This window comes from Nonlabens sp. (assembly GCF_039941875.1).
Classification (GTDB): domain Bacteria; phylum Bacteroidota; class Bacteroidia; order Flavobacteriales; family Flavobacteriaceae; genus Nonlabens.
Window position 1 is genome coordinate 173,573 of the sequence record NZ_JBDVDQ010000003.1, and the last position, 25,954, is coordinate 199,526.

Sequence of the window (25,954 nt, forward strand, 5' to 3'; positions counted from 1 at the left end):
GTGGGACCTTTATTTTATTTTGGATCTCAATTATTCCTTCAATTATCTCAATTAAACTAAAAATGGAAAAACATAAATGTGGCTGGTGCCTGGGCGATGATCTTTATGAATCTTATCATGATAAGGAATGGGGTAGGCCAGTTTATGACGACCAGACGCTATTTGAATTCTTAATTCTAGAAACCATGCAGGCAGGTTTAAGCTGGATAACGATTCTTAAAAAGCGAGATAATTATTTTGATGCCCTAGATCAATTTAACATAGAAAAAATAGCTGCTTATGACCAGGCAAAACAGGATGAGTTACTTCAAAATGCAGGAATCATACGCAATAAATTAAAGGTGAAATCTATTATCAATAATGCACAGCTGTTTATAGAAATCCAAAAAGAGTACGGTAGCTTTTCTAAATATATTTGGGCCTATGTAGACGGTAAACCAATTAAAAACACGGTGCAAAATTATAAAGAATCGCCAGCTAATACACCGCTGTCAGACCAAATTTCTAAAGATCTCAAAAAACGCGGATTTAAATTTGTGGGCTCTACCATAATGTACGCGTTCATGCAGGCGACTGGTATGGTAAACGATCACGAAGTAAATTGTTTTAGGTATGATGAGGTGTAAATACCAATTGGTTTTTATGGTTCTCGCTTTCGCGAAAGCGGAATAATTACAAGCACATTATCTATTAAAATTCAAATGATTATATAATGAGTAATTATCTCAAATGACTCAAAAATACTTCTCGATCCATCTCTATACCACCTAGACTATCTAAATGATCGTTATAAACTTGAGCATCGATAAGCCTATAATTAAGTCCTTGTAGCTTTTCTACGAGATACATAAAGGCAATTTTACTAGCATCAGTAGATAGTGCAAACATACTCTCGCCACAAAAAATACCTTTATCTGGCAAGTCCATACCATAGAGTCCGCCCACGAGCTGGTTGTCTTTAAAAACTTCTATGCTTTTTGCATGCCCTAGTTCATGAAGATTTTGATAAGCCTGTAGCATGTCGTCATTAATCCACGTGCCATCTTGATCATTGCGTTTTATTTTACCGCAATGTTGCATCACCTCTTTAAAACAAGTGTTTTCTCTTATCTCATATCCACGGTTGCGCTTGCTCTGTCGCATAGATTTAGTAATACGCATAGGTGTGTCAGAGGTCAGATCAAATACCATTCTAGGATCAGGACTCCACCAGCAAATAGGTTCTCCATCATTGTACCATGGAAAAAAACCAGAATGGTAAGCAAGTAGTAATCGTTCTATACTTAAATCACCACCTATAGCAGCAAGTCCATGATCTGGAGCATCACTAGGATCAGGGAAAATTAAAGAATCGTCAAGTAAATGCAAGATAAATAGTAGTTTAAGTTTGGAAAAGCCCTCAAAATTAACAATATTTGAATGGTCTTCAAATTTAAATTTATTTTCATCATTGCTTTTTTTTGAGTTTGTTTGAAGACTAACCTATTAAATTAGGAAATCCCGATCTTGAGAAAGTCGGGATTTTATATTTTTTATAGGTCAGTATGCTACATGATTTTCTCAAAACACAAACTATTCTCAACATTCAAATACTGTCCATAGCAAGGAATTAATTGATAACCGTTTTTCTTATAAAGAGCAATTGCTTCCAGTTGCCTTGTTCCTGTCTCGAGCACACATTTTTTATAACCTAATTCTAGAGACCATTTTTCTAGCTCTTTTAGAACTTGAGAAGCGACGCCATTACCACGACTTTGAGCAGTGGTAAACATCCTTTTTACTTCCATAGTTTGCTCGTCATATTTTCTAATAGCACCACAACCTACGGCTGCATCATCTATATATGTAACTAGTACATGCTGTAAACCTTTAGTACTGTTGAATTGGTTGTAGAAATCATGTTCGTCACCATCAGTTATAGCAAGAAAAGCATCGAGTTGTCTTATTAAGGACAGGAAATCTTTATTTTCTGAAGTGGTGCGTTTGAGGTGGAGCATAGTTTTTAATCTTCAATTATTTTATGAGCTTGATAATAATTAGAAGAATGTAAATCATCAAATTTTATTTCACTTAGTCTAACAGTATGAGTTTGATAAATAGCTAAACTATTATTGGGTATTTTAACGTTGATACAATCTTTCCCTAACGATATATCATGACTTGACATAAAATTTAAATTATCTATAAATTTAATTTCTTTAGAATTTTTAACTATTGTAATAGAGTCATTACATATCAGAACAACAAAGCTGTCAATCTGAAAGGCCTTTTGAAACAAATCTTTAAATACCAAAACTGGTGATTCCACATTTCTATCTATGAGATATGCAGTTTCATTTGTTATTACAATAACCTCTTTGTAATTTGATAATTCAGAAACGAAACTGATCGATTCTTTATCATTGCTAATTTCAAAATTAGCAATCCAAGTGTTACCATTATCTTTAGTGAACTCTACCACTAATCCTTCAGCGAGATTTCTTTTTGGAATAGGAATATACATTTTACCATAAGCTGGTAAATGACTTAGTATTTCAAAAAATGGATTTTTACTCAGGCTTTCCATGGCACAAATTTAGCAGATTTATCAAACAAAAAAAGCAGCAAGAATAAACCTGCTGCTTTTTTAAGTATTTTAATATGGTAATTACCTAGAAAGGTAAATCATCATGATCTTCATTCTTTGAGTTAGAGACTGGCTCATACTCATCAAATGGTGGTACTTCTGGTGCTCCAGCTGGTGCTTGTGCGCCTACTTTTTCAATTCTCCATCCTGCGATAGAGTTAAAGTATTTAGTCTCTCCTTGTGGAGACTGCCACTCACGACCTCTTAAATTAATACCTACTTTTACTGGCTCACCTACATTAAATGAGTCTAATAAGTTTGTTTTATCCTGTACAAACTCGATCATCAAGTGTTGTGGGTATTGCTCTTCAGTAGTTACTACTAATTCACGTTTCTGGAAACCATTTGCACCGAATGTCTTAGTTTCTCCTATTATTTTAATTTTTCCTTGTACTTCCATGTTCTCTCTATTGTAATAAATATTTCCACGCTGTAAGAATTTCTCCTTTAGCGATAAACTCTTTTGCTTTGTTATGTTTTTCTGTTGTAGAAAGATTGAATAGTTGTTCCGCTTTCGCGAAAGCTACCACCTCTTCCTGCTCTGGTATAATTTCAATATTTCCTAGTTTACCTAGATCGTTTCCTGTTAGGATATCACTATTTCTAGCATGATCAGGTAATGCGTCAACACCTACACCTAATTTAGATAACGGTTTTGCTACCTCAAACATGGCGTCTTTAGAGCGGCAGTACCAGTTACCACCCATTCTTGCAACCGTGTCGATTTTAAAAGGGTCTATTTTATTATCACCATCTAGAACCTTGTCATTTACATGCACCATAACCACCTCACATATGATAAGGTTACCAGCGCCACCTTCTTGACCTAGCTCTACGATTTCTTTTACTTTACACTCAAATTGTACCGGACTTTCTGCCACGCGTGGTGGAGCTACCAGATCACTTTTTAGTTCAGTAAGACCAGACTTTTCAAATTCATTTACACCTTCAGCATACTCAGTGCTGGATAATGACATTTGTTGTACGATGTCATAATTTACAATGTTAATCACTACCTCGCCAGTAGCTTTTGCATTAAGTAATGTATGTTTTACCGTATTATTTCTCACACGTCTCGCAGGAGAAAATATCATCACCGGCGGATTTGCACTAAACACATTAAAAAATGAGTACGGCGATAAATTTACCTTTCCATTTTCATCCACAGTACTTGCAAATGCAATAGGTCGTGGTTGCACAGCTCCTAGCATAATGCCGTGAAGTTGAGACGTTTCTATATCTTTAGGGTTAAGTTTCAAGTCTTGATTTTGATAAGATACAAAGTTACTATTTTAATTGAGAATATCATTCTTAAAATTTAAGTACAACTAGTGTTAAAACAAATGATGTCATTATACTGCATGACAGATTTCCATATTATCGTAGAGATGTTTTTTTATAATTTTTCCTTTTAGGGAAATGACTTCATAATAAAGAGTATTTGCGGTTGAGTAATAACATTTTTCTTCGCTTTCGGCTATTGTTACTTTTTCGCATTGCTCCAAAAAGTAACCAAAAAGATCTAGGCTGTGGAACACCTGTCTAAAAATTTCAATCGTTACGTTAAAGAAAAATAAAGCCATGAAGTTTATTAAATAAGTAATGTAATGATATACTGTTATTTAGGACACTTAAGCTATTTGTGCACTCAACAATTTTTCTTTTTAACACTACACTCTTTTCATTTTTCACGACAGATTTTCCAATGCCAAAAGAAACAAATTTGATTAGATATTTATTTTATTTTGAAATGATTTTCCCTTTGAGGGAAATGCCGATAGGCAAAGGGTGTTTGCACAAGAGTAAACTTTCCACAAAATTGATAGCATAAGATTTCGAGTTCGAGTTCAAATTCAAAACAAACCTACCCTTTAAGGCTACGGAAAGGTTTCTGAATTTTCCTTAACTTTCCATTTCCCAAAAAACATAAAACATGAGAGCCAAGTCTCACCTTACCTCTGCCGCATCATTTGTAGTCATTATTCTAATGATTTGGTACGCTTTTCACAGTCAGACACCATCTGCACAGGTAGAAGATAATTTACCAGCGACTGAATGGTCTACGGCTAGAGCTCTAGAACATGTAAAAGCCATTTCTTTAAAACCACATTATGTAGGAAGCAATGCACATCATGAGGTAAGAGATTATATAAAAGATGAGTTCACAAAACTAGGACTTAATGTTACTACTCAAAAAGGATACGATATCAGTGGGAATGGAAATATGGCGCAACCAGAAAATATTATTGCGCGAATAAAAGGTTCTCAACCAGATAACAAAGCACTGGTTTTACTAACTCATTATGATAGTGATCCACACTCTAGTAAAGGTGCGAGCGATGCCGGTAGTGGAGTAGCCACTATTCTAGAAGGTGTACGAGCTTTTCTTGCACAAAATAAGCAACCTAAAAACGATATTATCATTTGTATTACAGATGGTGAAGAACTAGGACTTAATGGAGCAAGTCTTTTTGTAAATCAACATCCATGGGCTAAAGATGTAGGTTTTGTACTCAACTTTGAAGCACGTGGTAGTGGTGGCCCTAGTTATATGCTCGTAGAAACTAATGGTGGTAACCGCAAGATTATAGAAGAATTTGTTGCAGCAGGTACCGATTATCCAGTAGCTAACTCGCTTGCTTACAGTATCTATAAAATGATTCCTAACGATACAGATCTTACCATTTTTAGAGAAGACAGAGATATTAATGGTTTAAACTTTGCTTTTATAGGAGATCATTTTGATTACCATACAGAGCTGGACACTTATGAAAGACTAGACCGCAATACACTCGCACATCAGGGTTCTTATTTAATGCCTTTACTATCTCATTTCAGTAATCTAGATATGACAGATCGTGTTATGGTAGATAAAGGAGAAGACCTCGTTTACTTTCCATTACCATTAATTAAAATGGTCACGTTCCCATTCAGCTGGCTGGCTGCTTTGATAATAGGTAGCGGTGTTTTATTATTACTTTTGATAGTACATGGAATACGTAAAAGGCGCATTACTTTAAAACATCTTTTCGGTGGTTTTATACCCTTCTTAGGTAGTCTAGTAATTGGTTATTTATTAAGTAATTACGGCTGGGCTGCAGTTAAAACAAACGAGTTTTATGTAGATATGAATACCGTTTTTCCATATAACGGTTACTGGATGATTGCTACAGCCGCATTTGCAGCAGTTACTGTTTCATTTTTCTTATACCATAAATTTTACCATCGCGATCGCATCGCTAGTTTAAGTGTCGCGCCACTAGTATTGTTATGGATTATCTCTCTAGCAATAGCATTTCCTGTAGACGATGGCGGTCTTATCCCTAATGTCTATTTAGGTGGTGCAGGTTTCTTTTTAGTACCATTACTCGCAGGATTAGTCATGTTGTGGCTCAATATTCATCAAAAAAGACCTAGTTACATACTACTGTTAATATTAGCCGTTCCTGCGATTTTTGTTTTCGCACCGTTTATTAAGGCTTTTCCAGTCGCGTTAGGTATGGGGATTTTATTTGTTGCAGCTGTTCTAAGTGCACTTTTATTTGGTTTATTGATTCCTATTTTAGGGCATTATCGCAAGAAAGGATTGCTTGCTTTTGGCTCATTAATAGCTACCGTTGTTTGTTTATGTTTCGCTTTCGCGAAAGCGGAATTCTCACAAACACAGCCCAAACCTACCAGCTTAGTCTATGTTCACAATCAAGACGATAATACGGCACAATGGGCAACATATGATAAAGTGCTTTCTGACTGGACAAAAGAAAAACTGGGTGCAGAACCGCAACGCGCAAAAGAATTAAATGCAAATTCCATCGATTCTAAATATGGAACAGGATTCTCATATGCTGCAAAAACGGATTATAAAAACTTGCCAGAAATACAACTAGAAATAACGGCAGACTCTACCGTAAATGATTTGCGTACGGTTAAGTTTAAAGTAATGAGTGAAAGTGTTGTACACAGATATGAGGCCTTTGCAGACGATAAATATTCTTTTGAAAAAGCCACTGTGAATGGTTTAGAGATTGGAAAAAGTGGTGATGATCAACGACCATTCAGCAATCGATGGGGAAATAGATTCTTAAGTTACTATGTAACCGATAATGCAGCACTAGAAATGGAGCTCACTTTTGATGCTAGTACTGAGCCAGAAATTATTGTTTATGCTGCGTCTTTTGATTTATTAGAACAGGAACAATTTAAAGTAAGTAAACGACCGCTAGATCATATGTCTATGCCGTTTGTTCTTAACGATGCTGTTCTTAGAAAAAGAACCATTACGTTAACAGCACCTAAATCTACAGTAATACCTATACCATCAGAAAATGCAGGGTAAAACAATAGGAGTATTAGGCTGTGGCTGGTTAGGTTATCACCTTGCTTTAAAACTAAAAAGCCAAAAGTATAATGTAAGAGGAACTTCCAGAAACTCTGAAAAGCTTAAAAAACTTTCAGAAGATGGAATTGAATCATATCATGTAGATCTACAAGAAGATAAAATTTATGGAGACGTTCAAGGATTCTTAGAAGGTTTAGATATTCTAGTAATTGATATACCACCAGGATTGCGCAAGAATCCAGAAAGTGATTTTGCTTACAGAATCAAGATGTTTTTGAGATTTGTACAAGTGTATGAAATAGGTAAGGTCATTTTTATATCGTCCACGTCGGTTTTTGAAGATCGAGAAGATATACCTAGTTATGATGAGAATTCTCTACCTAATGCTACAGATAATAATGGTATAAAAATCACCACTGCAGAGAAGGTCGTTCAAGAAATGATAAATGAATCTGTCATTATAAGACCATGCGGTTTAATAGGAGAAGATCGCCATCCTATAAAATATCTCGCAGGTAGAAAAGAAGTTAAAAATCCTGATGCGCCAGTAAATCTAGTCACTAGAGATCATGTTAATTCTTTAATTTTAAAAGTAATTACTGATGAGTTCGATGGTCCAATCATTCATGCAATCAGTGAACCTCACGAAAGCAGGGAAATTTATTATCAAAAAGCTGCTAAGGATTTTGGGTTAGAAAGTCCTGTTTTTGAATTGAATAATAGGAATTTAGGTAAGAAGATTGTTTCTGGTTTATAATTTTCCCTTGAGGGAAATGTCCGCAGGACAAAGGGTGTTTGCGATATGGAAAATTTTCTATAAATCATATTTTACAGAAAACACCAGCACCGCTCTACCTTTCTGACCGTATTTCTGCAAGCCCCAATTAGCCCACTTTTCCTTGAAATTAAGGAAAGAAGTTTTAGTTGTGTGCATTTTAAAAGATTTGACATGCCAACTATTTATGTTGGCACTGTTTAAATCTGCTCTTATGAAAACTAAATAGTTTCACTGAAAATCAGTTAAAAGATTGCTCTTTATGATAACATATTCTTTGATTTTAACGTTCTTTAAACTCAAAGAATCCTTAGTTTCATAGCTTGAAAAAATTCCTCTATAAACATAAAATCAAACTCAGTATACTTGCTGTATTACTGGTGTGGTATGCCTTTTGTTTACCAGAGAAATTATTTGATGTTCCTTATTCTACAGTAATAGAAAGTAAAGACGGCAGGTTGCTAGACGCACATATTGCTAGAGATGAGCAGTGGCGATTTCCTGCAGTAGACAGCGTCCCGTATCGGTATAAACAAAGTCTTTTACAATATGAAGACGCTCACTTTTATGACCACCCAGGCTTTAATCCAGTTTCTATTGGAAAAGCAATGGTTGATAACATATCGGCTGGTAAAGTTGTGCGTGGTGGTAGTACGATTACCCAACAAGTGATACGATTATCACGCAAACAAGAACGCAAATATTATGAGAAGTTTATCGAGCTTATCTGGGCAACACGATTAGAATTGCGCCTTTCTAAAGAAGAGATTCTAGAACTCTACGCATCTCATGCACCTTATGGTGGTAATGTAATCGGTCTAGATATGGCGGCGTGGCGCTATTTTGGGAGAAAACCACACGAACTCAGCTGGGCAGAAAGTGCAACACTAGCAGTTTTACCCAATGCACCAGGATTAGTCTATCCTGGTAAAAGAGAGAGCCTGCTCAAAGAAAAACGTGATCTGGTATTGCTTAAATTAAAAGAAGAACACATCATCTCTGAAACAGATTATGAACTCGCTATTTCAGAAAATGTACCTGTTCATGATTTTAGAGTACCACAACTTGCACCACATTTATTACAACGCGCTAATAAAGAATATGGAACTCAAAAATTGCGTACCAGCATAGATTATGAAATGCAAGAAACGGTAAATCGCATTGTAAAAAATCATCATCATATTTTAAAGCAAAATGGCGTGAATAACCTCGCTATGCTAGTTCTAGATGTAGAAACACAAAACGTAGCGGCCTATGTAGGTAATGCGCCTACCACTAGTGAACACAGTAAAGATGTAGATATTATAACCGCGCCTCGATCTACCGGTAGTGTATTAAAACCTTTTTTATATGCTGCCATGCTCGATGACGGCGAGTTATTGCCACACAGTCTTGTAAAAGATACACCTACTATTATCGATGGGTTTTCTACAGAGAATTATGATAAGAGATATACTGGAGCTATACCAGCCTCTCGTGCATTATCACGTTCTTTAAATGTACCTGCTGTACTTATGCTGCGAGAACATACCGTGCCTAGATTTTATAATAAACTGCAACAATTAAAATTATCTCACATAAATCGTGGCGCCGGTACTTATGGGTTAAGTCTTATTATAGGCGGTGGCGAGAGCAGTCTTTGGGACATGAGTCGTGCTTATTTGAGCATGGCCAAAACTCTAGAGCTCTATACAGAAAACAGCAGCCAGTACGATCCTGAAATCATGAATCGATTGAGTTATTTAGATGGTAATTCCGCTGGAGTTCATAGGGAGCGTAGTCGAAATACGAAAGCGGAAAAAAAATCAACATCAGAGCAAATAAACTGGTCTCTAGAACCATCCATCTATGGTGCAGGAAGTATTTACCACACTTTTGAAGCCATGAAAAAGGTAAACAGACCGCAAGGTGAAGAAATCTGGCACTTTTTTAATCCAGATAGAGAAATTGCATGGAAAACAGGAACGAGTTTTGGTAATCGCGATGCTTGGGCGATAGGTGTAACGCCTAAATATGTGATAGGTGTCTGGACAGGTAATGCAGACGGAGAAGGACGTGCACAAATGACCGGAATAGACAGCGCTGCTCCAGTACTTTTTGATTTATTCAATAGACTGCCTGCACAGCGATGGTTTGCACCACCTTATGATGACATGATAGAGGTGCAAACTTGCGAGCAATCTGGTTATCTAGCCACGCCGTTATGTGAGTCTATAAATCAGTACATTCCGGCTATGGGAGAGAAGTTTGAATCATGTCCTTATCATACATCCATTCATCTAGACGCTACGAGAACCTATCAAGTAAATGCAGATTGTGAACCAGCATCGCAAATTGTAACACGACCGTGGTTCTCACTGCCGCCAGTTATGTCTTATTATTATGCTAGATCTAACCCTAGTTATAGAACATTACCAGATTACCGTGAGGACTGTATTCCTGCTAGTGAAGATGTTATGCGTTTTATAAAGCCAAAACACAACACTACGATTACATTAACTAAAAACGTAGATGGAGAGCTGAATAGTGCCATCTTTGAGATTGCACATAAAAAGAATGATGTTGAGGTGTTCTGGTATATGGATAATGAATTTTTAGGAGCTACTAAAAACTTTCACGAAATAGCAATAGAAGGAAAGAAAGGAAAGCGATTAATTACCGCAGTAGACGAAGATGGTAATGATACTAAGATTTATGTGGTGTTTGAATAGTTACATTATTTTTGAAATCTTACCACTTAAAAAAAGGCTTCTCACTAATATAAGAATTGTAATAACGCACATCTCCAGTCACTTCCTTATCTATCCACTCTGGTTTTGAGAAAGACTGTGTTTCAGATTCTAGTTCGATTTCGGCTAGAGTGAGTCCGTTATTTTCTCCGTGAAAAATATCTATTTCCCAAGTATGATTTTCTATAGGGATTTCATATCTGGTTTTATCGATTACGCCTGGCAAACAAAGACGTAATAATTGTTGTGCTTCTTCTAAATCTATATATTTTTCCCATTCATAACGAGATAGACCACTATCGTTAGATTTTCCTTTGATAGTTAGAAAAGCTTTCTCGCCTTTTATTCTCACTCGCACGGTACGTTCTTTATCTGTAGAAAGATAACCTTGAGTGATGCGAGTTCCGTTTAAGTCTTTTAAGAAATCGGTGTTTTTAAGTAAGAATTTGCGTTCTATTTCGGTCATGAGTCTAGTTGTTTTTGCAAGATATAATATTTAGAGTATTATGGTTTTTTGATAATTTCTAGCATTTGTTACTTTTTCGCATTGCTCCAAAAAGTAACCAAAAAGATCTAGGCTGTGGAACACCTGTCTAAAAATTTCATTCATTGCGCTAAATAAAATTAAAACATTTTCTTAATCATACACAAAGTGTACATAAAGAGCTCAGTAAAATATTTCAACCTTTCCTATTATTAACAAATTTTATTTTTAACGCTACTTTCTTTTCATTTTTTACAACAGACTTTCCAATGCCTTTTTACTTGTACAATTTCTGAATTATTTTTGAAAATATAAATGTAAAAAATCATTGTACTTGTTCACTGCGACTGACTACTGCTTTAAGTTCGTCACTCTCAATTCTTACTTTATCATAACCATTCACAGCAACATAGATCATGGAGCGGGCTATAGTTTCTGGTTCTATAGTGCGGTATTTTTTAAGAAAACCGACGAGTAATGGATCAATGAGTTTTTGAAATTTTTTCATTGCGCTTTCAAATGGTCTTTTTTCATCTCGTTTACCGCCTATTAAGGCAGGTTGTACAAAGTAAGATTCTTGAAAACCCAGAGCTTCTATATCTCTTTCCATGTCACCTTTCCCACGATTATAGATAAACTTACTCTCTGGACTGGCACCTAATGCGGATATTGCAACGACTTTAGAAACACCATTCTTTAAAGCGACTTGGGCAACTTGAACTGGTAGATCATGCTCAATGCGGTAATATTCTTCTTTATCTGGTGTTTTTGATTGCGTGGTGCCTGTGCATATAAATAGATGATCTCCTTTTAATTGCTTTTGATAAGTTTGGGGATCAAATAAATCTGCTATGTGATTTTCATATTTTGGGTGGTTGTTGGTAATTCGCTTTCGCGAAAGCGTAATTATTCTATCATACTTCTCATCTTCTAAAAGTTGAGATACTAGTGCGGTTCCTGTTAATCCTGTTGCTCCGATAATCATGCCTGTGTATCCCATGGTGAAGTATGTTAATGTTTAAGGTTATGTATTTTAAAGGTAGTAATTTTGATGCATGCACGAACTGGCAGATAGAAAAATTATTCATGTAGATATGGATGCATTTTATGCATCTGTAGAGCAGCATGATAATCCAGAATTTCGAGGTAAACCTATCGCCGTAGGTGGTGGTAGTGACCGCGGTGTGGTTGCTGCGGCTAGTTATGAAGCACGTAAATATGGTGTGCGCAGTGCTATGCCTAGCGTTACTGCAAAAAGATTGTGCCCAGATCTTGTTTTTGTAAAGCATAGATTTGATAGATACCGAGAGGTATCTGGTCAGATAAGAGAGATTTTTCAAGATTATACTGACTTAGTAGAGCCTCTATCGTTAGACGAGGCATATCTAGATGTGACAGAAAATAAATACAATTTCCCCAGCGCCACTATTATAGCTTATGAGATAAGAAGACGTATTTATGAAGTTACAGGTATTACTGCTAGTGCAGGTATATCGGTTAATAAATTCATTGCAAAAATAGCAAGCGATTATAATAAGCCTAATGGGCAAAAAACGATAGTTCCAGAAGAGATCGTTGATTTTTTAGAAGAGCTAGATATTCGTAAATTTTACGGAATAGGTAAGGTGACAGCAGAGAAGATGTACCAGCATGGAATTTTTACTGGTAAGGATCTTAAAAGAAAATCTCTAGAGTTTCTTGTAGAGTATTTTGGTAAAAGTGGTAGTCACTATTATGAGATTGTACGAGGTATACATAAAAGTCCAGTAAAAGCAGATAGAATAAGAAAGTCTCTAGGTGCAGAGCGCACTTTTTCTGAAAACATTTCTAGTGAGGTTTTTATGAAAGAACGTCTCGTTCAAATAGCAGAAGAAATAGAAAAGCGTATCGCAAAGTCTGATGTAGCAGGTAAAACGATTACTCTAAAAATCAAATACCGTGATTTTAAAACTCAGACGCGTAGTAAAACTATGCCGTATTATATAAGAGATAAAGAAACTATTTTAAGTACGGCTATTGATTTATTAGAACAGGAAAGTTTTAGAGAAAGCGTGCGGTTATTAGGTATTACTCTGAGTAACCTTAATACCTCTAAAATAGAAGAAGAGGAGGAGGATGATATTGTTGAAGTGCAATTAGGTTTTAGCTTTTAAAAGATAAACACTATATTTAGAAAATTAAGATCTTAATTTATAGCTTTGTTACTTTATGAAACTTCAAAGTTCTCAATTTACTGTTTTACATAACGAGTTGAAAAGTACTCCATTATTATCGTGGAGTATTATAAAACGATTATTATGGGATCTGGATAGAGACCTGCTAGAATCGCTAGATGCTATAGGTACGGAGTACAATTGGCATTTTAAATATTTCATAGATAGCTTTAGTCATTTTAAAGACTATAGTATTGTTTTAGTGGATACCCAATCTATTATTAAGGTTGCATCTAAGAACATAGTTGATCTAACAGGATATAATTCTAAAGAGTTAATTAATACCTCTTGTAAATCTCTTTGTGGTGAACGAACTAGTGAAGATGTGATGTTTTTAATGGGTATTGCCATGGCAGAAGGTATTCCCTACGAGGTGAGAATGATCAATTATAGAAAAGATAAAACTTCATATATGTGTGAGAAGCATGCTTTCCCTATTTATAACGGAGATGATAAAATCTCACATTATATTGTGTTTAAACAAGAATATGATGTGTAATTTAAGACACTAAAAAAAAGCCTCATCTGTAAGATGAGGCTTTTTTTATATAATTCTAATACTTAGTTTTATTCTACTTCAGAAACTCTTAGAGTATTTACCATTCCTTTATCCGTAACAGGCATAGCTGCTAGATTAATTAAGAAATCACCTTTTTCTACGTAGCCTTCTTCTTTAGCAAATTTATTTACATCTTCAATAGTCTCATCTGTACTTACAAAACGGTCATAGAAAAATGCTTTAACACCCCATAACAGACTTAACTGAGTAAGTATGCGGTGATTACTAGTAAAGGTAAGTATGTGTGCGTCTGGTCTCCAAGCGCTTATCTGGAAAGCTGTGTAACCAGAGTTAGTCATAGTAGTAATAGCTTTTGCGTCTATTTCATCGGCCATTTTTGCAGCATGATAACATACTGATTTTGTAATGTACCTTTTAGTTTTGATATGTGGTGCGCTATAAGGGACAGATATTAATTCACTATCCTCAACAGCTCTACATATACTAGCCATTTTTTCAATTACTTGCACTGGATACTGTCCTACAGACGTTTCTCCAGATAGCATTACAGCATCTGCTCCATCCATTACAGAGTTTGCTACATCATTCACCTCTGCTCTAGTAGGCGTAAGGCTGGTAATCATCGTTTCCATCATTTGTGTAGCGATAATTACAGGAATACGAGCTTTCTTAGCTTTAAGAACTAGTGTTTTTTGTATCAATGGTACTTCATGTGCTGGAATTTCAACACCTAAATCTCCACGAGCTACCATTAAACCATCACAATAGGCAACGATTTTATCAATGTTTTCAACTGCTTCTGGTTTTTCTATTTTTGCAATGATAGGAATCTTCTCCTCAGAATGTTCATCTATTAATTCTTGCAATTCCATTAAATCACGACTGTGACGTACAAATGAAAGAGCCATCCAGTCTACTTGTAATTCACAAGCAAAAATAGCATCTACTACATCTTTTTCTGTTAAAGCAGGTAGAGATATATCAGTTTGTGGTAGGTTTACACCTTTTTTAGACCTCAATGGACCACCTTGAATCACTTTTGTAACCACGTCTTTTACTCCATCTGTAGAGATAACTTCAAACATAAGTTTTCCATCATCTAACAAAATACGTTCTCCTGCTTTTACATCTCTAGGAAAATGCTCATAATTCATATAAACACGCTCTGCAGTTCCTTTAAAAGGTTCTCCAGTAGAAATAGTTATTTGATCACCTGGGTGAACAACTACTTCTTCTTTCATGACACCTACACGTAGTTTAGGTCCTTGTAGGTCTCCTAAAATACCGGTTGCAAATCCATGCTCATCATTAATATCGCGTATCATTTGCACGCGTTCTCTTACATCTTCATGGTCTGCATGTGAAAAGTTAATTCTAAACACATTTACACCAGCTTTCATCATATCTAGTAATACTTGCTTTGAAGCAGTAGCAGGTCCTAGAGTTGCGACGATTTTAGTTTTTTTAGTTCTTGGCATTATTCAAATATTAAATAATCTTGTTGTTTTATTTTAAAAGTATCTACAGGATAGACACTAATAACTTGAGGTATTTCCCCAAGAGTATTTATCAGTTTTTTGAGTGGGAAAAAGTCTTCTTCTTTCTCAATTTTAAGTAAAAAGTCTACCGTCCCATATTCTTTGATCAGTACAGTTTTAACTTGCGTTGCATCTGTTGGATCAAATAAACTTAACGATACCGATTTTTCATTTGAAACTCCCCAATATTTATTGGGTATCAAATAGTACGGTGCATTCTGTTCTTTGTCAAAATGTTTATACACCGGATAATTTGCGGTATAAGATGGTTCTATAATATCTTGATCTACCGAAGTTCTTGCAAAACTAATTTGTAAAAACTTATTAATTAGATAAGCCATTCTGTACGGCTCTATGGTAGAATGTATGGCAATTAATATGAAAGGCTCTTCTTCTAATTCCCAATCTGTTAATTTATGAACCGCCATGTGTTTGATATTATTAACCTTGCTAATTTAAGAATACCATATGCAATTTTACCGTCTATTCACTTTAATTAAACGTAAAAAATTACGAAAACGATAGTAGTAATAGTGATATTTTGATTATTTGATATTATTCCGCTTTCGCGAAAGCGAGAATCACAATTAAAGATATGTACAGATTAGACTCTCTAGAACTTATCTTGTAAAGCAAAGAATGCTCTTTTACTTGCTTTTTCTTCAGCTTTTTTCTTAGATGTAGCTCTTGCCTTTGCTATTACACGATTATCAATAGAAAGCTTAACTGAGAAATGTCTGACATCACTAGCACCTGTGTCTTCATAAGTATCGTAGTCAAATTTCTTTTTGTGCTTTTGACACCATTCTATAAATAGACTTTTATAAGAAATGACTTTACCATCCAGTTGCTCAAGATCTACATAAGGTTCTATTACCTTTTTACATATAAACTTTTTACAAACTACATAACCACGATCTAGATAAACTGCTCCTACAAGTGCTTCAAATAAATTACCGTGAATATTTGCACCAAAATTGCGAGTAGGAACTTGTGTTTGAGCATGATCTATAAGACCAAAATCTCTACCCAATTCATTTAAATGTTCCCTACTTACGATTTTAGAACGCATCTTTGTGAGATAACCTTCGTCACCGCTAGGTACTTCATTGTAAATATATTCTGCTATAACAGCACCTAGAATAGCATCTCCTAAAAATTCTAGACGTTCATAACTTTGCGCAAAACCTTTATCTGTTTTTAAACCCATAGATTTATGGGTAAAAGCAGTTTCGTACAAAGAAATATCTTGGGCCTTGAGGCCTGTCATTTTCTTAATCGCACTAAATAATTTCTCGTTAGTATGAGTTTTACTTCGAGATTTAAATATTTTGCGTATTCTATTCATACGGATTAAAAGATCGGTTTAGATCTTTCTAAAGGCAATACAACAGTTATGTCCACCGAAACCGAAAGTGTTACTTAATGCAACGTTTACCTCTCTTTTTTCAGGTTTATTTAATACCAGTCGTAATGATGGGTCTATATTTTCATCTACAGTGGTATGATTAATCGTCGGTGGGATAATTCCCTCGTTGATAGCCATTACACTTGCGATAGATTCTATAGCACCTGCAGCACCTAGAAGGTGACCTGTCATGGACTTAGTAGAATTAATACTTATGCTAGGAGCGTGATCACCAAATACGGCTTTTATTGCCTTTAACTCTGCAACGTCACCTAGAGGTGTAGAAGTTCCATGAGTATTAATGTGATCTACGTCTTCAGGATTGATACCTGCATTTTGTAGTGTGTTTTTCATTACAGCTATTACACCGCGTCCTTCTGGATCTGGAGCTGTAATGTGATATGCATCACTAGAGAAACCACCACCTATAACCTCGGCATAGATTTTTGCTCCACGAGCTTTTGCATATTCATAATCTTCTAGAACTAGAGCACCAGCGCCTTCTCCTAATACAAAACCATCTCTGGTAGCATCAAATGGGCGACTAGCAGTCTCAGGACTTTCATTGCGTGTAGATAGAGCATGCATAGCGTTAAAACCACCCATACCAGCTTGTGCAACTGCAGCTTCAGAGCCACCAGTTACTATCACATCACAATGTCCTAGTCTAATATAATTAACTGCGTCGAGCATAGCATTTGCACTTGATGCGCAGGCAGATACCGTAGTATAGTTAGGTCCCATAAAGCCATATTTTATAGAAATATGAGCAGGAGCTATATCTGCAATCATTTTTGGTATAAAGAAAGGATTAAATCGTGGCGTACCGTTACCAGCCGCAAATGATTTAACCTCTTCCTGAAATGTTTCTAGACCACCTATTCCAGCACCCCAGATAACACCGACTCTATATTTATCTATAGAGTCGATATCTAATCCAGAGTCAGCTATCGCTTCATCGCCTGCTACCAGTGCATACTGTGCAAATCGATCCATACGCCTAGCTTCCTTGCGGTCTATGAAATCAGTCACCGTAAAGTTCTTGATCTCACAAGCGAATTTGGTCTTAAACAGTTCTGTGTCAAAATATGTGATAGGAGCACAACCGCTCTTACCAGCTTTTAACGCCTCCCAATATTCTTCTAGGTTATTCCCTATAGGAGTAAGGGCACCCATTCCTGTAATGACAACTCGCTTTAATTCCATGTAATATAAATTACGCTTTTGCTTCTTCTATGTATGAAACAGCTTGACCTACTGTAGCTATGTTTTCAGCTTGGTCATCTGGGATCTGGATATCAAATTCTTTTTCGAATTCCATGATCAACTCAACTGTATCTAGTGAGTCTGCGCCTAAGTCGTTTGTGAAGCTTGCTTCTGTTACAACTTCGTTTTCGTCAACACCTAATTTGTCTACGATAATCGCTTTTACTCTTGATGCAATGTCTGACATAATAATCTAATTTTAATTTTAAATGAATCGCAAAAATAACAAACTTTGGGTTAATACCATGTTTTAGTCATTTGAGTTAACTTGCAATTTCATTTATTTTAATAATAATAACTAACTCATCACTGGCTTTGCAACAAGCCTGCCAAATAAATTTATGAAAAAAATAATAATCCTTGCTAGTGGTAATGGTACTAATGCTCAGTCTATTATGAGTCATTTTAAAGATATGGATTCTGTTCAGGTTTCTTTAGTTTTGTCTAATAAACCACAAGCATTTGTCTTAGAACGAGCAAGTAAATTTGGTGTTCCTGCGATGAGTTTTAATAGATCTGCTTTTTCAAAAGGAGGAACTGTCGAAACTCTTTTAAAGGCAGAAATGCCTGATTTACTAGTGTTAGCGGGATTTTTATGGAAAATACCAGAAAGTCTCGTGAAATTATTTCCAAATAAAATTATTAACATTCACCCTGCTTTATTACCTAATTACGGCGGTAAAGGCATGTATGGCATGAATGTACACCGTGCAATTATTGAAAATAAAGAGCAAGAAAGTGGAATAACCATCCATTATGTGAATGAAAACTATGACGAAGGCGCCATAATAAAGCAAGCAACTTGCTCTATTTCTCAAAACGATACTGCAGATGATCTTGCGGCAAAAATTCATGAATTAGAACAAAGGTACTTTGCTAAGACTCTAGAAGAATTACTTAAATAATGGATCAGGTACATATATATACAGATGGATCTTCTCGTGGTAATCCAGGACCTGGAGGTTATGGAATAGTCATGATTGCCGTAGGAAAGAATTTTAAAAAAGAATTTTCTCAAGGATATCGTAAGACTACTAACAATCGTATGGAATTACTTGCGGTTATAGAAGCTCTAGAAAAGATAAAACCAGATCATAAAGTAGCAATCACTGTTTTTACAGACAGTCGTTATGTAAGTGATGCTATTAATAAAAACTGGATGGCAGGCTGGATAAAGCGTAAATGGAAAAATGTGAAGAATCCAGACCTATGGAAACGTTTTTTAAAAGTTTATAACCGTACACAACCTAAAATGCAATGGGTAAAGGGTCATAACGATCACCCTATTAATGAACGTTGTGATGCGCTGGCAGTAAATGCAGCGTTGAATAAATCAAATCATTTGATAGATGAGGGGTTTGAGCTACAGAACAAAACCTTACTTTAAATTTTATTCTATGAATATTAAATCATCCTTACTTATTCTTTTTTTACTAGGATCATTTTTACTTAGTGCTCAAAACGATTTTGGAATCAAATTAGGCAGTGATGTAGAAACGAGCAGCTGTTCACATTTTGAACAAGTGTTTGCTAATAAGCCAAAAGAAATTTATTTTGGCACGGAGCGTAAAGGTGATTTAATCTATTTTAGAGTTACTGACCAAGAATGGTTCAAATCTTTATTAAAAAATAAATTAGATGGTATAGCAATAGATGTAATACCACAAGATAACTATTTGTGCGGTAAAGAACTTCCTGACAGTCACATAAAAGGAACGCTTTTAAAACCTGTTTACAAAGCAAAAATTTTAAAAGGTTTAAAAAAAGAAGGGGAAAATTCTTGGAAAGTTTTAGTTGGTAGAGTTCCTGCCCATTTGAAAAATAAATCACTTGAATTCAACATTCTTTTTCTAAGCAATAAATCACTTTGTAAATATTACAATATTTATAACCTGGAGTCTTATCCATGGAATTTATTAGATATGGGAATCTACCTAGATGAGTTAGTTCATAAAAATGATGGTAGAATTATAGATGAAGAAGTGAGTAAAAAGAGTTTTAAAACACTCAATTTTACCATACCATTTGAGAAAAATAAATCTCAATACTCTCCTCAAGATGTAAAACCTATATATGATTCTCTTAATCTCACTGATTACAAGATTTCTAAGATAAAAATCAATGCCTACGCATCGGTAGAAGGAAGTAAAGAGATTAATGATAGATTACAAAATGAAAGAGGGAAAAGTATCATTGCCTCATTAAAGTCCTACACAAAGGGCAAAGTTGCTACGGAAGTTATTACTTCAGAAAACTGGGCGGAGTTTTTTAAATCTATTCAAGGAACAAAAAATGCTGCTTTAGGACAGCTTTCTAAACAGGAAATTAAAGTGAAACTTGCTGGAGCATTAGGTATCGAACTTGAACCTACACTTTCTTTACATAGAAAAGGAATTGTTACGATAGAGTTATCTAAAATAGAAAGATATAAAGGCATGAGCAATCAAGAATTGGTTAGAACTTTTAATAATACCTTGAAAAAAGGAGACTTTGAAAATGCTCAAATTATTCAAAAAGCGCTGTTTGATAGGTCTTTAAAAGTGTCAGATCCTTCTGTTCTAGCAAAAATGGAAATTCCCAAACAAGCAAAATATGCTGATTTAAATAATAATCAAGCAGTATTCGGTTATTTCCAAGATGCAAGTCAAGCCTTTATTGCAAAAGGCGAGTTAGAAGAAGTCCTTGAAGTAGCGCCGTCTAATAAAAAAGTCAAGTATAATATTACTGCCATAGATATTTATCTATACCGATATGACTTTGAAGAAATAAAAGAGCGTGATCTTAAAATACAGATTAGAGGACTTAAAAAATATGGAATCAATAATAAGTTGATTTTACGCATGCTTACGAATATGGACATCATTAAAGCGGAGAAGAAAAGACGTGAAAAAAAATATAAAGAAAAAGATGCTGCCGTTAAATCCATCAAGGCGAGTTATAAATTAATTCCGCTTTCCGATGCAGACTATTTGAGTCTTGCTCAATTTCTGACCTATTATGATAATGTAGAAAGTTCTAAGGCGTTGCTTTATCCTATAGTAAGCAAGGTAGATGCAAATGAGAATCTTCTTTTTTATTACATTAACCAGACTATAGTTAGTAATACTATGGTTGCAAAAAACGATTACCGAGTTATTTTAAGTAATGCAAATGGTCAGAATCCAGCGAGGTTTTGTAAATTATTTGACGCCAGTACTGAAGATGGGGTTACGTTCCAGCTGGTTGAAAATAATTACTTACGACGTACTTATTGCGAGAGTTGTGGTGAGTAGAAGTACAGTCTCGCCTAGCTTTTAGTGTATAGCATTGTTTTTGTATATTTATTTCTATGAAATTTTTAATAATATCTACATTATTCATTTTAATTTCTGCATTATCGATTGCTCAAAGTGATACGAGATTTCATGCAGGAATAGGTTTAAGTAGTGATGTATCTTCTTATTATGCGGCAGATTATAGTAATTATTTATTGAAAAAAGAATCTAAATTCAATGTAGGTGCGCAATTAGTTGGTTATTATTATAATTTTAATAACGATAATCTTAGTAAGGATAGTAAACTTTACGGTTCTTTGGCATTTAGCCTTAGATATAAAATCACAGAAAAATTTACTTTACAAATAGACTCTGGTGCAAAAATCCCATTAGGAAAACCAGATGTGGCATTGTTAAACAGCATGAATAATGAAATTCCTGATTCTGAGATTGGAACCCATACATTTTCGATGCCGTTGCTTACTTATGATTTGAATGAAGACTTTGGAGTGTTTTTAGGATATCACTTTGTTTTTGAAGATCGATTAGATATGAATACACTAGCATTGGGATTACGATTTTCTTTATCAGGTAATTAGATTTTTGAAAATTCCGCTTTCGCGAAAGTGAAACGAAAGCAACCTTCCCACATCTTTAACAACATAAATTTTAACAAACCACTGGGTTAGCTTATTTTTGCTTATTCAAATTTATTCTAAATAAGAGTTGAGCACTACTATCGCACATTTAAAAAGAGGAGAGACGGCTATAATCAAACAGTTTGATGAAATAGACGTGCCGTTAAAATTATTAGAAATGGGATGCCTGCCAGGTAATCGCGTTACTATGATGCAGTCTGCGCCTTTTAAAGATCCTATTTATCTAGATATTAATGGTACTCATCTTGCGATAAGAAGAGAAACAGCGCTTAAAATTAGTGTAGAAATTCATGGGTAAGTCAATTAATGTATCGTTAATAGGTAATCCCAATACTGGGAAAACCTCGCTTTTTAATAGACTTACTGGTCTTAATCAACAGGTAGGAAACTACCCTGGTATAACGGTAGAAAAAAAAGAAGGTATCTGCAAGCTAGATCGTGGTCTTAAAGCACATATTCTAGATCTTCCAGGTACTTATAGCCTTAATACAACATCTCTAGATGAGAGTATAGTTATAGAAACTTTACTTAATAAGCATTCTAAAGATTTTCCAGATGTCGCTGTAGTCGTGTCTGATATTGAGAACTTGAAACGTAATTTACTAGTCTTTACTCAAATTAAAGATTTAGAAATTCCTACCATACTAGTCATTAACATGGCAGACCGTATGAAACGTAAGGCCATTTCTCTAGATATCGAGCTCATGGAAGAAGAACTCAATACTAAAGTGGTTCTAGTTAGTGCTCGTAAAAACGAAGGGATAAAAGATCTTAAAGACGCGATAGCAAATTATAAACAACTCACTTCTCAACCCTGCGTAAACGCATCTGTAATCGATGTGCCTTACTTTGATACATTAAAAAAAACATACCCTAACCAGCAGGTTTATAAACTGTGGTTAGTTATTACACAAGATGTCAACTTTGGTAAACTGGATCGTAATAGAGAACTAGACGACCTGAAACAGCACAAATTTGATATTAAGTCCGAGGCCGATCTCAAGAAGATGCAACACAAAGAAACCGTGGTGCGTTACCAATTTATCAATGGTTTACTTAAAAAGGTACTTACGGTAGACGCTGCAAATGCTAAAGATATAAGAACAAGATTAGATCGCATTCTATTACATAAAGTGTGGGGTTACTTAATCTTTTTTGTGATTTTATTTGTCATCTTTCAGGCCATTTATGACTGGAGTACTTATCCTATGGACTGGATAGATGCAGCATTTGCCAGCATGAGCACTTGGGTTAATAACTTACTGCCAGCAGGGCCACTCACAGATTTACTTTCAGAAGGTATCATACCAGGACTGGGTGGGATAGTGATATTTATACCACAAATAGCCTTTCTATTTCTTTTTATAGCCATTCTAGAAGAAAGCGGTTATATGAGTCGTGTGGTCTTTCTTATGGATTATATCATGAAACGATTTGGTCTTAGTGGTAAAAGTGTAGTGCCGCTAGTCTCTGGAGTAGCCTGTGCAATACCAGCAGTAATGGCAACTAGAAATATAGAAGACTGGAAAGAGCGTTTAATAACCATTCTAGTAGTGCCTTTTACAACCTGCTCTGCTAGATTACCGGTTTATTTAATTATCATATCTCTAGTAATTCCAGATCAACGTATACTGGGCGGTGCCTTTAACATGCAAGGACTTACACTTATGTTGCTGTATTTGCTAGGTTTTGGAGCTTCTATATTTTCTGCTTGGGTATTAAATAAAATACTGCCTATAAAGCGCAAAACATTTTTTGTAATGGAAATGCCTGCGTATAAGTTACCTATGTTTAAAAACGTAGCTATAACGGTAATTGAAAAAACCAAAAGCTTTGTAGTAGGAGCAGGAAAAATAATCATGGCTATATCTATAGTTTTATGGATTCTAGCTAGTTATGGTGTAGGAGAACAATTTAATAATGCAGAGGCTATTGTGAAAGAACAGTACGCAGGACAGAACTTAAGTGATCAAGAAATGGATCAAAAGATCGCCTCTCATGAATTAGAATATAGTTTTATAGGTTACATAGGTAAAGGAATAGAGCCAGCCGTAAGACCTCTAGGGTACGACTGGAAGATAGGAATAGCCATAGTGAGCTCTTTTGCTGCACGTGAGGTTTTTGTAGGTACACTAGCTACTATTTACAGTGTAGAAAGTGATGGAGAAGAAGAGCAAACCATTAAAAACCGTATGGCTGCAGAGACTAATCCCATTCTAGGCGGGCCTTTGTTTAACTTTGCTAGTGGTATTTCTTTATTGTTGTTTTATGCGTTTGCCATGCAATGTATGAGTACGCTAGCTATAGTAAAACGAGAAACCAATAGCTGGAAATGGCCAGCAATTCAATTTTTCTTCATGACTGCTGCGGCATATTTTGCAGCGTTAGGAGCTTATCAATTTCTCAAGTAATGGAAATATTTCAAACCATATCTGTATTTATAATCGCCATAGCTGCTGTGCTGTGGTTATTTAGAAAATCTATTTTCCCTAAAAGATTTAACTCATCTGGTTGTGGTGATGGTGATTGTGGCTGTCATTAGATTTTGACGGTTCCGCTTTCGCGAAAGCGAGACTAAAATCAATTATCTAGACTAGAATTTTCTATTTTTACCATATGAATGATCGCCCGATAGGTTTTTTTGACTCTGGTGTAGGCGGCACAAGTGTGTGGAAAGAGGTAATAGAGTTATTGCCACATGAGAATACCATATACCTAGCCGACTCTAAACATGCGCCCTATGGACGTAAGTCAAAGCAGCAGATCATTGAGCTTTGTATTAAAAACACAGAATATTTATTGAGTCAGAATTGCAAGCTGATAGCTATACCATGCAATACAGCTACTACTAATGCTATTTCTTATTTAAGAGCAAATTACGATGTGCCATTTATAGGTATAGAACCGGCTATAAAGCCTGCAGCGCTTAAAAGTGACACTAAAAAAATAGGAATTCTAGCGACTAGAGGAACGCTGTCCAGTGAGCTATTTAATAAAACTCAAAAAGAATTTACCCAAGATGTAAATACCATAGAGATAGTAGGGACTGGCATTGTAGAACTTATAGAAGCTGGTAAAACAGATAGTGAAGAGATGCACGATCTTCTTATAGGAATCACAGAGCCGTTTATGATCTCTGGTATAGATTATCTGGTGCTAGGCTGTAGTCACTATCCATATATAAAAGAAATGTTGCAAGAGCTGCTTCCTGCTCGTGTGCGTATTATAGATTCTGGAGCGGCAGTAGCAAGACAGACTCTAAACATATTAAAGTCTCAAAACTTAATTAACCTGAATACTACGCTTGGTAAACACTCGCTATATTCTAATTTGAAGACAGATGTGCTAGATGCCTTAACTCAAGAAATAGCAAATCGCGAGGTGCAATTGCTAGACTTTTAAGAGAAATACTCAAATAAAGCCAGTTTTTTACTCGGGCTTACGGGCAGCTCTTTATCGCCTAACATCACACTGCCGCCTTTACCTTTTTTATAAGCCGTCACATGAGATACATTAATCAAATGAGATTTATGAATGCGTGCAAAACCTTTGTCGGATAACATATCATCAAAGTGTTTTAAGGTCTTAGAGACTAGTTTTTTATCGTTTTCTAAGAAAATATGAGTGTAATTATCGTCTGCAGTGCAATAGATAATATCCTTTATAGGCAATACCTCAAAACCTTCTTGGGTAGGAATAGTAATTTTATCAGTAAGCTGTGAGCTGTTCTCTTCTTTGATACTCAAATCTACATTGACTTCGTTTTCGCGTTCTTTAATAGCGCTTACTATTTCAGTCGCTTTTATCAACTCATCTATGTCAATAGGTTTAGTCAGGTAATAAGCCGCCTGCTGATTAAGCGCATCTTTTGCATACTGATCATAAGCGGTTACAAAAACGGTTTCAAAAGTACGATTGGGTAATTTGTCAAGAAGATCAAACGCAGTTCCATATGGCATTTCTACATCTAGAAAAACTAGGTCTACTTCTGTTTTTTCAAGAAGATCAAACGCCTCTTCTACATTAGTAGCCTCGTCCAATATTTCAATGCCTTTACAGTATTTTAAAATGTAATTTTTTAAAATGTCTCTAGAGATTTTCTCGTCTTCTACTATTACGGCGGTTAGTTTCATAGGTTTTAGT

The 25,954-nt window shown here is 35.4% G+C and carries 28 protein-coding genes; 14 read left to right on the forward strand and 14 right to left on the reverse strand.

The genetic code is table 11. The features are described 5' to 3' along the window. Nucleotides 1-62 precede the first annotated feature (62 nt). Nucleotides 63-626 (forward strand): DNA-3-methyladenine glycosylase I, encoded by a 564-nt coding sequence (locus ABJF08_RS01190; protein WP_348114223.1) that lies wholly within the window; start codon nt 63-65, stop codon nt 624-626. A 94-nt stretch (nt 627-720) separates the two neighbouring features. On the opposite strand, the gene aat is transcribed toward ABJF08_RS01190, so the two are convergent. From aat to ABJF08_RS01220, 6 genes are all read right to left on the reverse strand, one after another. After that, the gene (gene aat / locus ABJF08_RS01195) at nt 721-1,368 is read right to left on the reverse strand and encodes a leucyl/phenylalanyl-tRNA--protein transferase (RefSeq protein ID WP_348114224.1); all 648 of its coding nucleotides are present in this window, start codon (nt 1,366-1,368) and stop codon (nt 721-723) included. A gap of 179 nt (nt 1,369-1,547) precedes the next feature. After that, a complete protein-coding gene (locus ABJF08_RS01200) occupies nt 1,548-1,997 on the reverse strand; it encodes a GNAT family N-acetyltransferase (RefSeq protein ID WP_348114225.1) in 450 nt (149 codons plus the stop codon). Between the two features lie 5 nt (nt 1,998-2,002). Continuing rightward, nucleotides 2,003-2,566: a hypothetical protein gene (locus ABJF08_RS01205; protein ID WP_348114226.1), complete on the reverse strand. Its 564-nt coding sequence runs from the start codon at nt 2,564-2,566 to the stop codon at nt 2,003-2,005. Between the two features lie 85 nt (nt 2,567-2,651). After that, on the reverse strand, nt 2,652-3,026 hold the full coding sequence (locus tag ABJF08_RS01210) for a DUF3127 domain-containing protein (protein ID WP_348114227.1): 375 nt from the start codon (nt 3,024-3,026) through the stop codon (nt 2,652-2,654). 7 nt (nt 3,027-3,033) lie between these two features. Beyond that, a complete protein-coding gene (locus ABJF08_RS01215; protein ID WP_348114228.1) occupies nt 3,034-3,885 on the reverse strand; it encodes a flavin reductase family protein in 852 nt (283 codons plus the stop codon). Between the two features lie 93 nt (nt 3,886-3,978). Continuing rightward, nucleotides 3,979-4,209, reverse strand: coding sequence for a hypothetical protein (locus ABJF08_RS01220; protein ID WP_348114229.1), 231 nt, complete (start codon nt 4,207-4,209; stop codon nt 3,979-3,981). Between the two features lie 350 nt (nt 4,210-4,559). On the opposite strand from ABJF08_RS01220, the gene ABJF08_RS01225 reads away from it, so the two are divergent. From ABJF08_RS01225 to pbpC, 3 genes are all read left to right on the forward strand, one after another. Next, nucleotides 4,560-6,962, forward strand: coding sequence for a M28 family peptidase (locus tag ABJF08_RS01225; RefSeq protein WP_348114230.1), 2,403 nt, complete (start codon nt 4,560-4,562; stop codon nt 6,960-6,962). After that, nucleotides 6,952-7,722, forward strand: coding sequence for an NAD(P)H-binding protein (locus tag ABJF08_RS01230; RefSeq protein ID WP_348114231.1), 771 nt, complete (start codon nt 6,952-6,954; stop codon nt 7,720-7,722). Before ABJF08_RS01225 ends, ABJF08_RS01230 begins: the two co-directional genes overlap by 11 nt. 341 nt (nt 7,723-8,063) lie before the next feature. Further along, nucleotides 8,064-10,451 carry a penicillin-binding protein 1C gene (gene pbpC, locus ABJF08_RS01235; protein WP_348114232.1) on the forward strand — a complete coding sequence of 796 codons (2,388 nt, stop codon included), beginning with the start codon at nt 8,064-8,066 and terminating at the stop codon, nt 10,449-10,451. A gap of 19 nt (nt 10,452-10,470) precedes the next feature. Here pbpC and ABJF08_RS01240 read toward each other — a convergent pair whose 3' ends face one another. Together ABJF08_RS01240 and ABJF08_RS01245 are read right to left on the reverse strand one after the other, a co-directional pair. Further along, the gene (locus ABJF08_RS01240) at nt 10,471-10,935 is read right to left on the reverse strand and encodes a CYTH domain-containing protein (RefSeq protein ID WP_348114233.1); all 465 of its coding nucleotides are present in this window, start codon (nt 10,933-10,935) and stop codon (nt 10,471-10,473) included. Nucleotides 10,936-11,278: 343 nt separating this feature from the next. After that, nucleotides 11,279-11,953, reverse strand: coding sequence for an NAD(P)H-binding protein (locus ABJF08_RS01245; RefSeq protein WP_348114234.1), 675 nt, complete (start codon nt 11,951-11,953; stop codon nt 11,279-11,281). 55 nt (nt 11,954-12,008) lie between these two features. Between ABJF08_RS01245 and dinB the strand changes: the two genes are divergently transcribed. Together dinB and ABJF08_RS01255 are read left to right on the forward strand one after the other, a co-directional pair. Then, entirely contained in the window at nt 12,009-13,106 is a 1,098-nt protein-coding gene (gene dinB, locus ABJF08_RS01250; protein WP_348114235.1) for a DNA polymerase IV, read from the forward strand. A 55-nt stretch (nt 13,107-13,161) separates the two neighbouring features. Continuing rightward, nucleotides 13,162-13,665, forward strand: coding sequence for a PAS domain-containing protein (locus ABJF08_RS01255; RefSeq protein WP_348114236.1), 504 nt, complete (start codon nt 13,162-13,164; stop codon nt 13,663-13,665). Nucleotides 13,666-13,733: 68 nt separating this feature from the next. On the opposite strand, the gene pyk is transcribed toward ABJF08_RS01255, so the two are convergent. From pyk to ABJF08_RS01280, 5 genes are all read right to left on the reverse strand, one after another. Then, nucleotides 13,734-15,164, reverse strand: coding sequence for a pyruvate kinase (pyk, locus tag ABJF08_RS01260; protein ID WP_348114237.1), 1,431 nt, complete (start codon nt 15,162-15,164; stop codon nt 13,734-13,736). Beyond that, entirely contained in the window at nt 15,164-15,652 is a 489-nt protein-coding gene (locus tag ABJF08_RS01265; RefSeq protein ID WP_348114238.1) for an IPExxxVDY family protein, read from the reverse strand. Before ABJF08_RS01265 ends, pyk begins: the two co-directional genes overlap by 1 nt. Before the next feature lie 185 nt (nt 15,653-15,837). After that, nucleotides 15,838-16,572, reverse strand: a complete 735-nt coding sequence (rnc, locus tag ABJF08_RS01270) for a ribonuclease III (protein ID WP_348114239.1) — start codon at nt 16,570-16,572, stop codon at nt 15,838-15,840. Between the two features lie 18 nt (nt 16,573-16,590). Next, nucleotides 16,591-17,838, reverse strand: a complete 1,248-nt coding sequence (gene fabF / locus ABJF08_RS01275) for a beta-ketoacyl-ACP synthase II (RefSeq protein WP_348114240.1) — start codon at nt 17,836-17,838, stop codon at nt 16,591-16,593. Between the two features lie 10 nt (nt 17,839-17,848). Continuing rightward, the gene (locus ABJF08_RS01280) at nt 17,849-18,085 is read right to left on the reverse strand and encodes an acyl carrier protein (RefSeq protein ID WP_015361896.1); all 237 of its coding nucleotides are present in this window, start codon (nt 18,083-18,085) and stop codon (nt 17,849-17,851) included. A gap of 154 nt (nt 18,086-18,239) precedes the next feature. On the opposite strand from ABJF08_RS01280, the gene ABJF08_RS01285 reads away from it, so the two are divergent. From ABJF08_RS01285 to murI, 8 genes are all read left to right on the forward strand, one after another. Further along, the gene (locus tag ABJF08_RS01285; protein WP_348114241.1) at nt 18,240-18,803 is read left to right on the forward strand and encodes a phosphoribosylglycinamide formyltransferase; all 564 of its coding nucleotides are present in this window, start codon (nt 18,240-18,242) and stop codon (nt 18,801-18,803) included. After that, nucleotides 18,803-19,285, forward strand: a complete 483-nt coding sequence (gene rnhA / locus ABJF08_RS01290; protein WP_348114242.1) for a ribonuclease HI — start codon at nt 18,803-18,805, stop codon at nt 19,283-19,285. Before ABJF08_RS01285 ends, rnhA begins: the two co-directional genes overlap by 1 nt. Before the next feature lie 10 nt (nt 19,286-19,295). After that, entirely contained in the window at nt 19,296-21,170 is a 1,875-nt protein-coding gene (locus ABJF08_RS01295; protein ID WP_348114243.1) for a hypothetical protein, read from the forward strand. Nucleotides 21,171-21,226: 56 nt separating this feature from the next. Further along, nucleotides 21,227-21,751 carry a hypothetical protein gene (locus ABJF08_RS01300; RefSeq protein ID WP_348114244.1) on the forward strand — a complete coding sequence of 175 codons (525 nt, stop codon included), beginning with the start codon at nt 21,227-21,229 and terminating at the stop codon, nt 21,749-21,751. Between the two features lie 127 nt (nt 21,752-21,878). After that, the gene (locus tag ABJF08_RS01305; protein WP_348114245.1) at nt 21,879-22,109 is read left to right on the forward strand and encodes a FeoA family protein; all 231 of its coding nucleotides are present in this window, start codon (nt 21,879-21,881) and stop codon (nt 22,107-22,109) included. Beyond that, complete coding sequence (gene feoB / locus ABJF08_RS01310; protein WP_348114246.1) at nt 22,102-24,222, forward strand: ferrous iron transport protein B; 2,121 nt, start codon at nt 22,102-22,104, stop codon at nt 24,220-24,222. The genes ABJF08_RS01305 and feoB overlap by 8 nt, the downstream gene beginning before the upstream one ends. Beyond that, nucleotides 24,222-24,353 (forward strand): FeoB-associated Cys-rich membrane protein, encoded by a 132-nt coding sequence (locus tag ABJF08_RS01315; RefSeq protein WP_348114247.1) that lies wholly within the window; start codon nt 24,222-24,224, stop codon nt 24,351-24,353. The genes feoB and ABJF08_RS01315 overlap by 1 nt, the downstream gene beginning before the upstream one ends. Before the next feature lie 74 nt (nt 24,354-24,427). Then, nucleotides 24,428-25,213, forward strand: coding sequence for a glutamate racemase (gene murI / locus ABJF08_RS01320; RefSeq protein WP_348114248.1), 786 nt, complete (start codon nt 24,428-24,430; stop codon nt 25,211-25,213). Here murI and ABJF08_RS01325 read toward each other — a convergent pair. Continuing rightward, on the reverse strand, nt 25,210-25,944 hold the full coding sequence (locus ABJF08_RS01325; RefSeq protein ID WP_348114249.1) for a LytTR family DNA-binding domain-containing protein: 735 nt from the start codon (nt 25,942-25,944) through the stop codon (nt 25,210-25,212). The two genes, murI and ABJF08_RS01325, sit on opposite strands and share 4 nt — an antisense overlap. Nucleotides 25,945-25,954 lie beyond the last annotated feature (10 nt).

Coding starts and splice junctions, on each gene's coding strand:
- ABJF08_RS01190 (WP_348114223.1), top strand. CDS start 63: ATGGAAAAACATAAATGTGGCTGGTGCCTGGGCGATGATCTTTATGAA.
- ABJF08_RS01200 (WP_348114225.1), bottom strand. CDS start 1,997: ATGCTCCACCTCAAACGCACCACTTCAGAAAATAAAGATTTCCTGTCC.
- ABJF08_RS01205 (WP_348114226.1), bottom strand. CDS start 2,566: ATGGAAAGCCTGAGTAAAAATCCATTTTTTGAAATACTAAGTCATTTA.
- ABJF08_RS01210 (WP_348114227.1), bottom strand. CDS start 3,026: ATGGAAGTACAAGGAAAAATTAAAATAATAGGAGAAACTAAGACATTC.
- ABJF08_RS01220 (WP_348114229.1), bottom strand. CDS start 4,209: ATGGCTTTATTTTTCTTTAACGTAACGATTGAAATTTTTAGACAGGTG.
- ABJF08_RS01225 (WP_348114230.1), top strand. CDS start 4,560: ATGAGAGCCAAGTCTCACCTTACCTCTGCCGCATCATTTGTAGTCATT.
- ABJF08_RS01230 (WP_348114231.1), top strand. CDS start 6,952: ATGCAGGGTAAAACAATAGGAGTATTAGGCTGTGGCTGGTTAGGTTAT.
- ABJF08_RS01240 (WP_348114233.1), bottom strand. CDS start 10,935: ATGACCGAAATAGAACGCAAATTCTTACTTAAAAACACCGATTTCTTA.
- ABJF08_RS01245 (WP_348114234.1), bottom strand. CDS start 11,953: ATGGGATACACAGGCATGATTATCGGAGCAACAGGATTAACAGGAACC.
- dinB (WP_348114235.1), top strand. CDS start 12,009: ATGCACGAACTGGCAGATAGAAAAATTATTCATGTAGATATGGATGCA.
- ABJF08_RS01255 (WP_348114236.1), top strand. CDS start 13,162: ATGAAACTTCAAAGTTCTCAATTTACTGTTTTACATAACGAGTTGAAA.
- pyk (WP_348114237.1), bottom strand. CDS start 15,164: ATGCCAAGAACTAAAAAAACTAAAATCGTCGCAACTCTAGGACCTGCT.
- ABJF08_RS01265 (WP_348114238.1), bottom strand. CDS start 15,652: ATGGCGGTTCATAAATTAACAGATTGGGAATTAGAAGAAGAGCCTTTC.
- rnc (WP_348114239.1), bottom strand. CDS start 16,572: ATGAATAGAATACGCAAAATATTTAAATCTCGAAGTAAAACTCATACT.
- fabF (WP_348114240.1), bottom strand. CDS start 17,838: ATGGAATTAAAGCGAGTTGTCATTACAGGAATGGGTGCCCTTACTCCT.
- ABJF08_RS01280 (WP_015361896.1), bottom strand. CDS start 18,085: ATGTCAGACATTGCATCAAGAGTAAAAGCGATTATCGTAGACAAATTA.
- ABJF08_RS01285 (WP_348114241.1), top strand. CDS start 18,240: ATGAAAAAAATAATAATCCTTGCTAGTGGTAATGGTACTAATGCTCAG.
- rnhA (WP_348114242.1), top strand. CDS start 18,803: ATGGATCAGGTACATATATATACAGATGGATCTTCTCGTGGTAATCCA.
- ABJF08_RS01295 (WP_348114243.1), top strand. CDS start 19,296: ATGAATATTAAATCATCCTTACTTATTCTTTTTTTACTAGGATCATTT.
- ABJF08_RS01300 (WP_348114244.1), top strand. CDS start 21,227: ATGAAATTTTTAATAATATCTACATTATTCATTTTAATTTCTGCATTA.
- feoB (WP_348114246.1), top strand. CDS start 22,102: ATGGGTAAGTCAATTAATGTATCGTTAATAGGTAATCCCAATACTGGG.
- ABJF08_RS01315 (WP_348114247.1), top strand. CDS start 24,222: ATGGAAATATTTCAAACCATATCTGTATTTATAATCGCCATAGCTGCT.
- murI (WP_348114248.1), top strand. CDS start 24,428: ATGAATGATCGCCCGATAGGTTTTTTTGACTCTGGTGTAGGCGGCACA.
- ABJF08_RS01325 (WP_348114249.1), bottom strand. CDS start 25,944: ATGAAACTAACCGCCGTAATAGTAGAAGACGAGAAAATCTCTAGAGAC.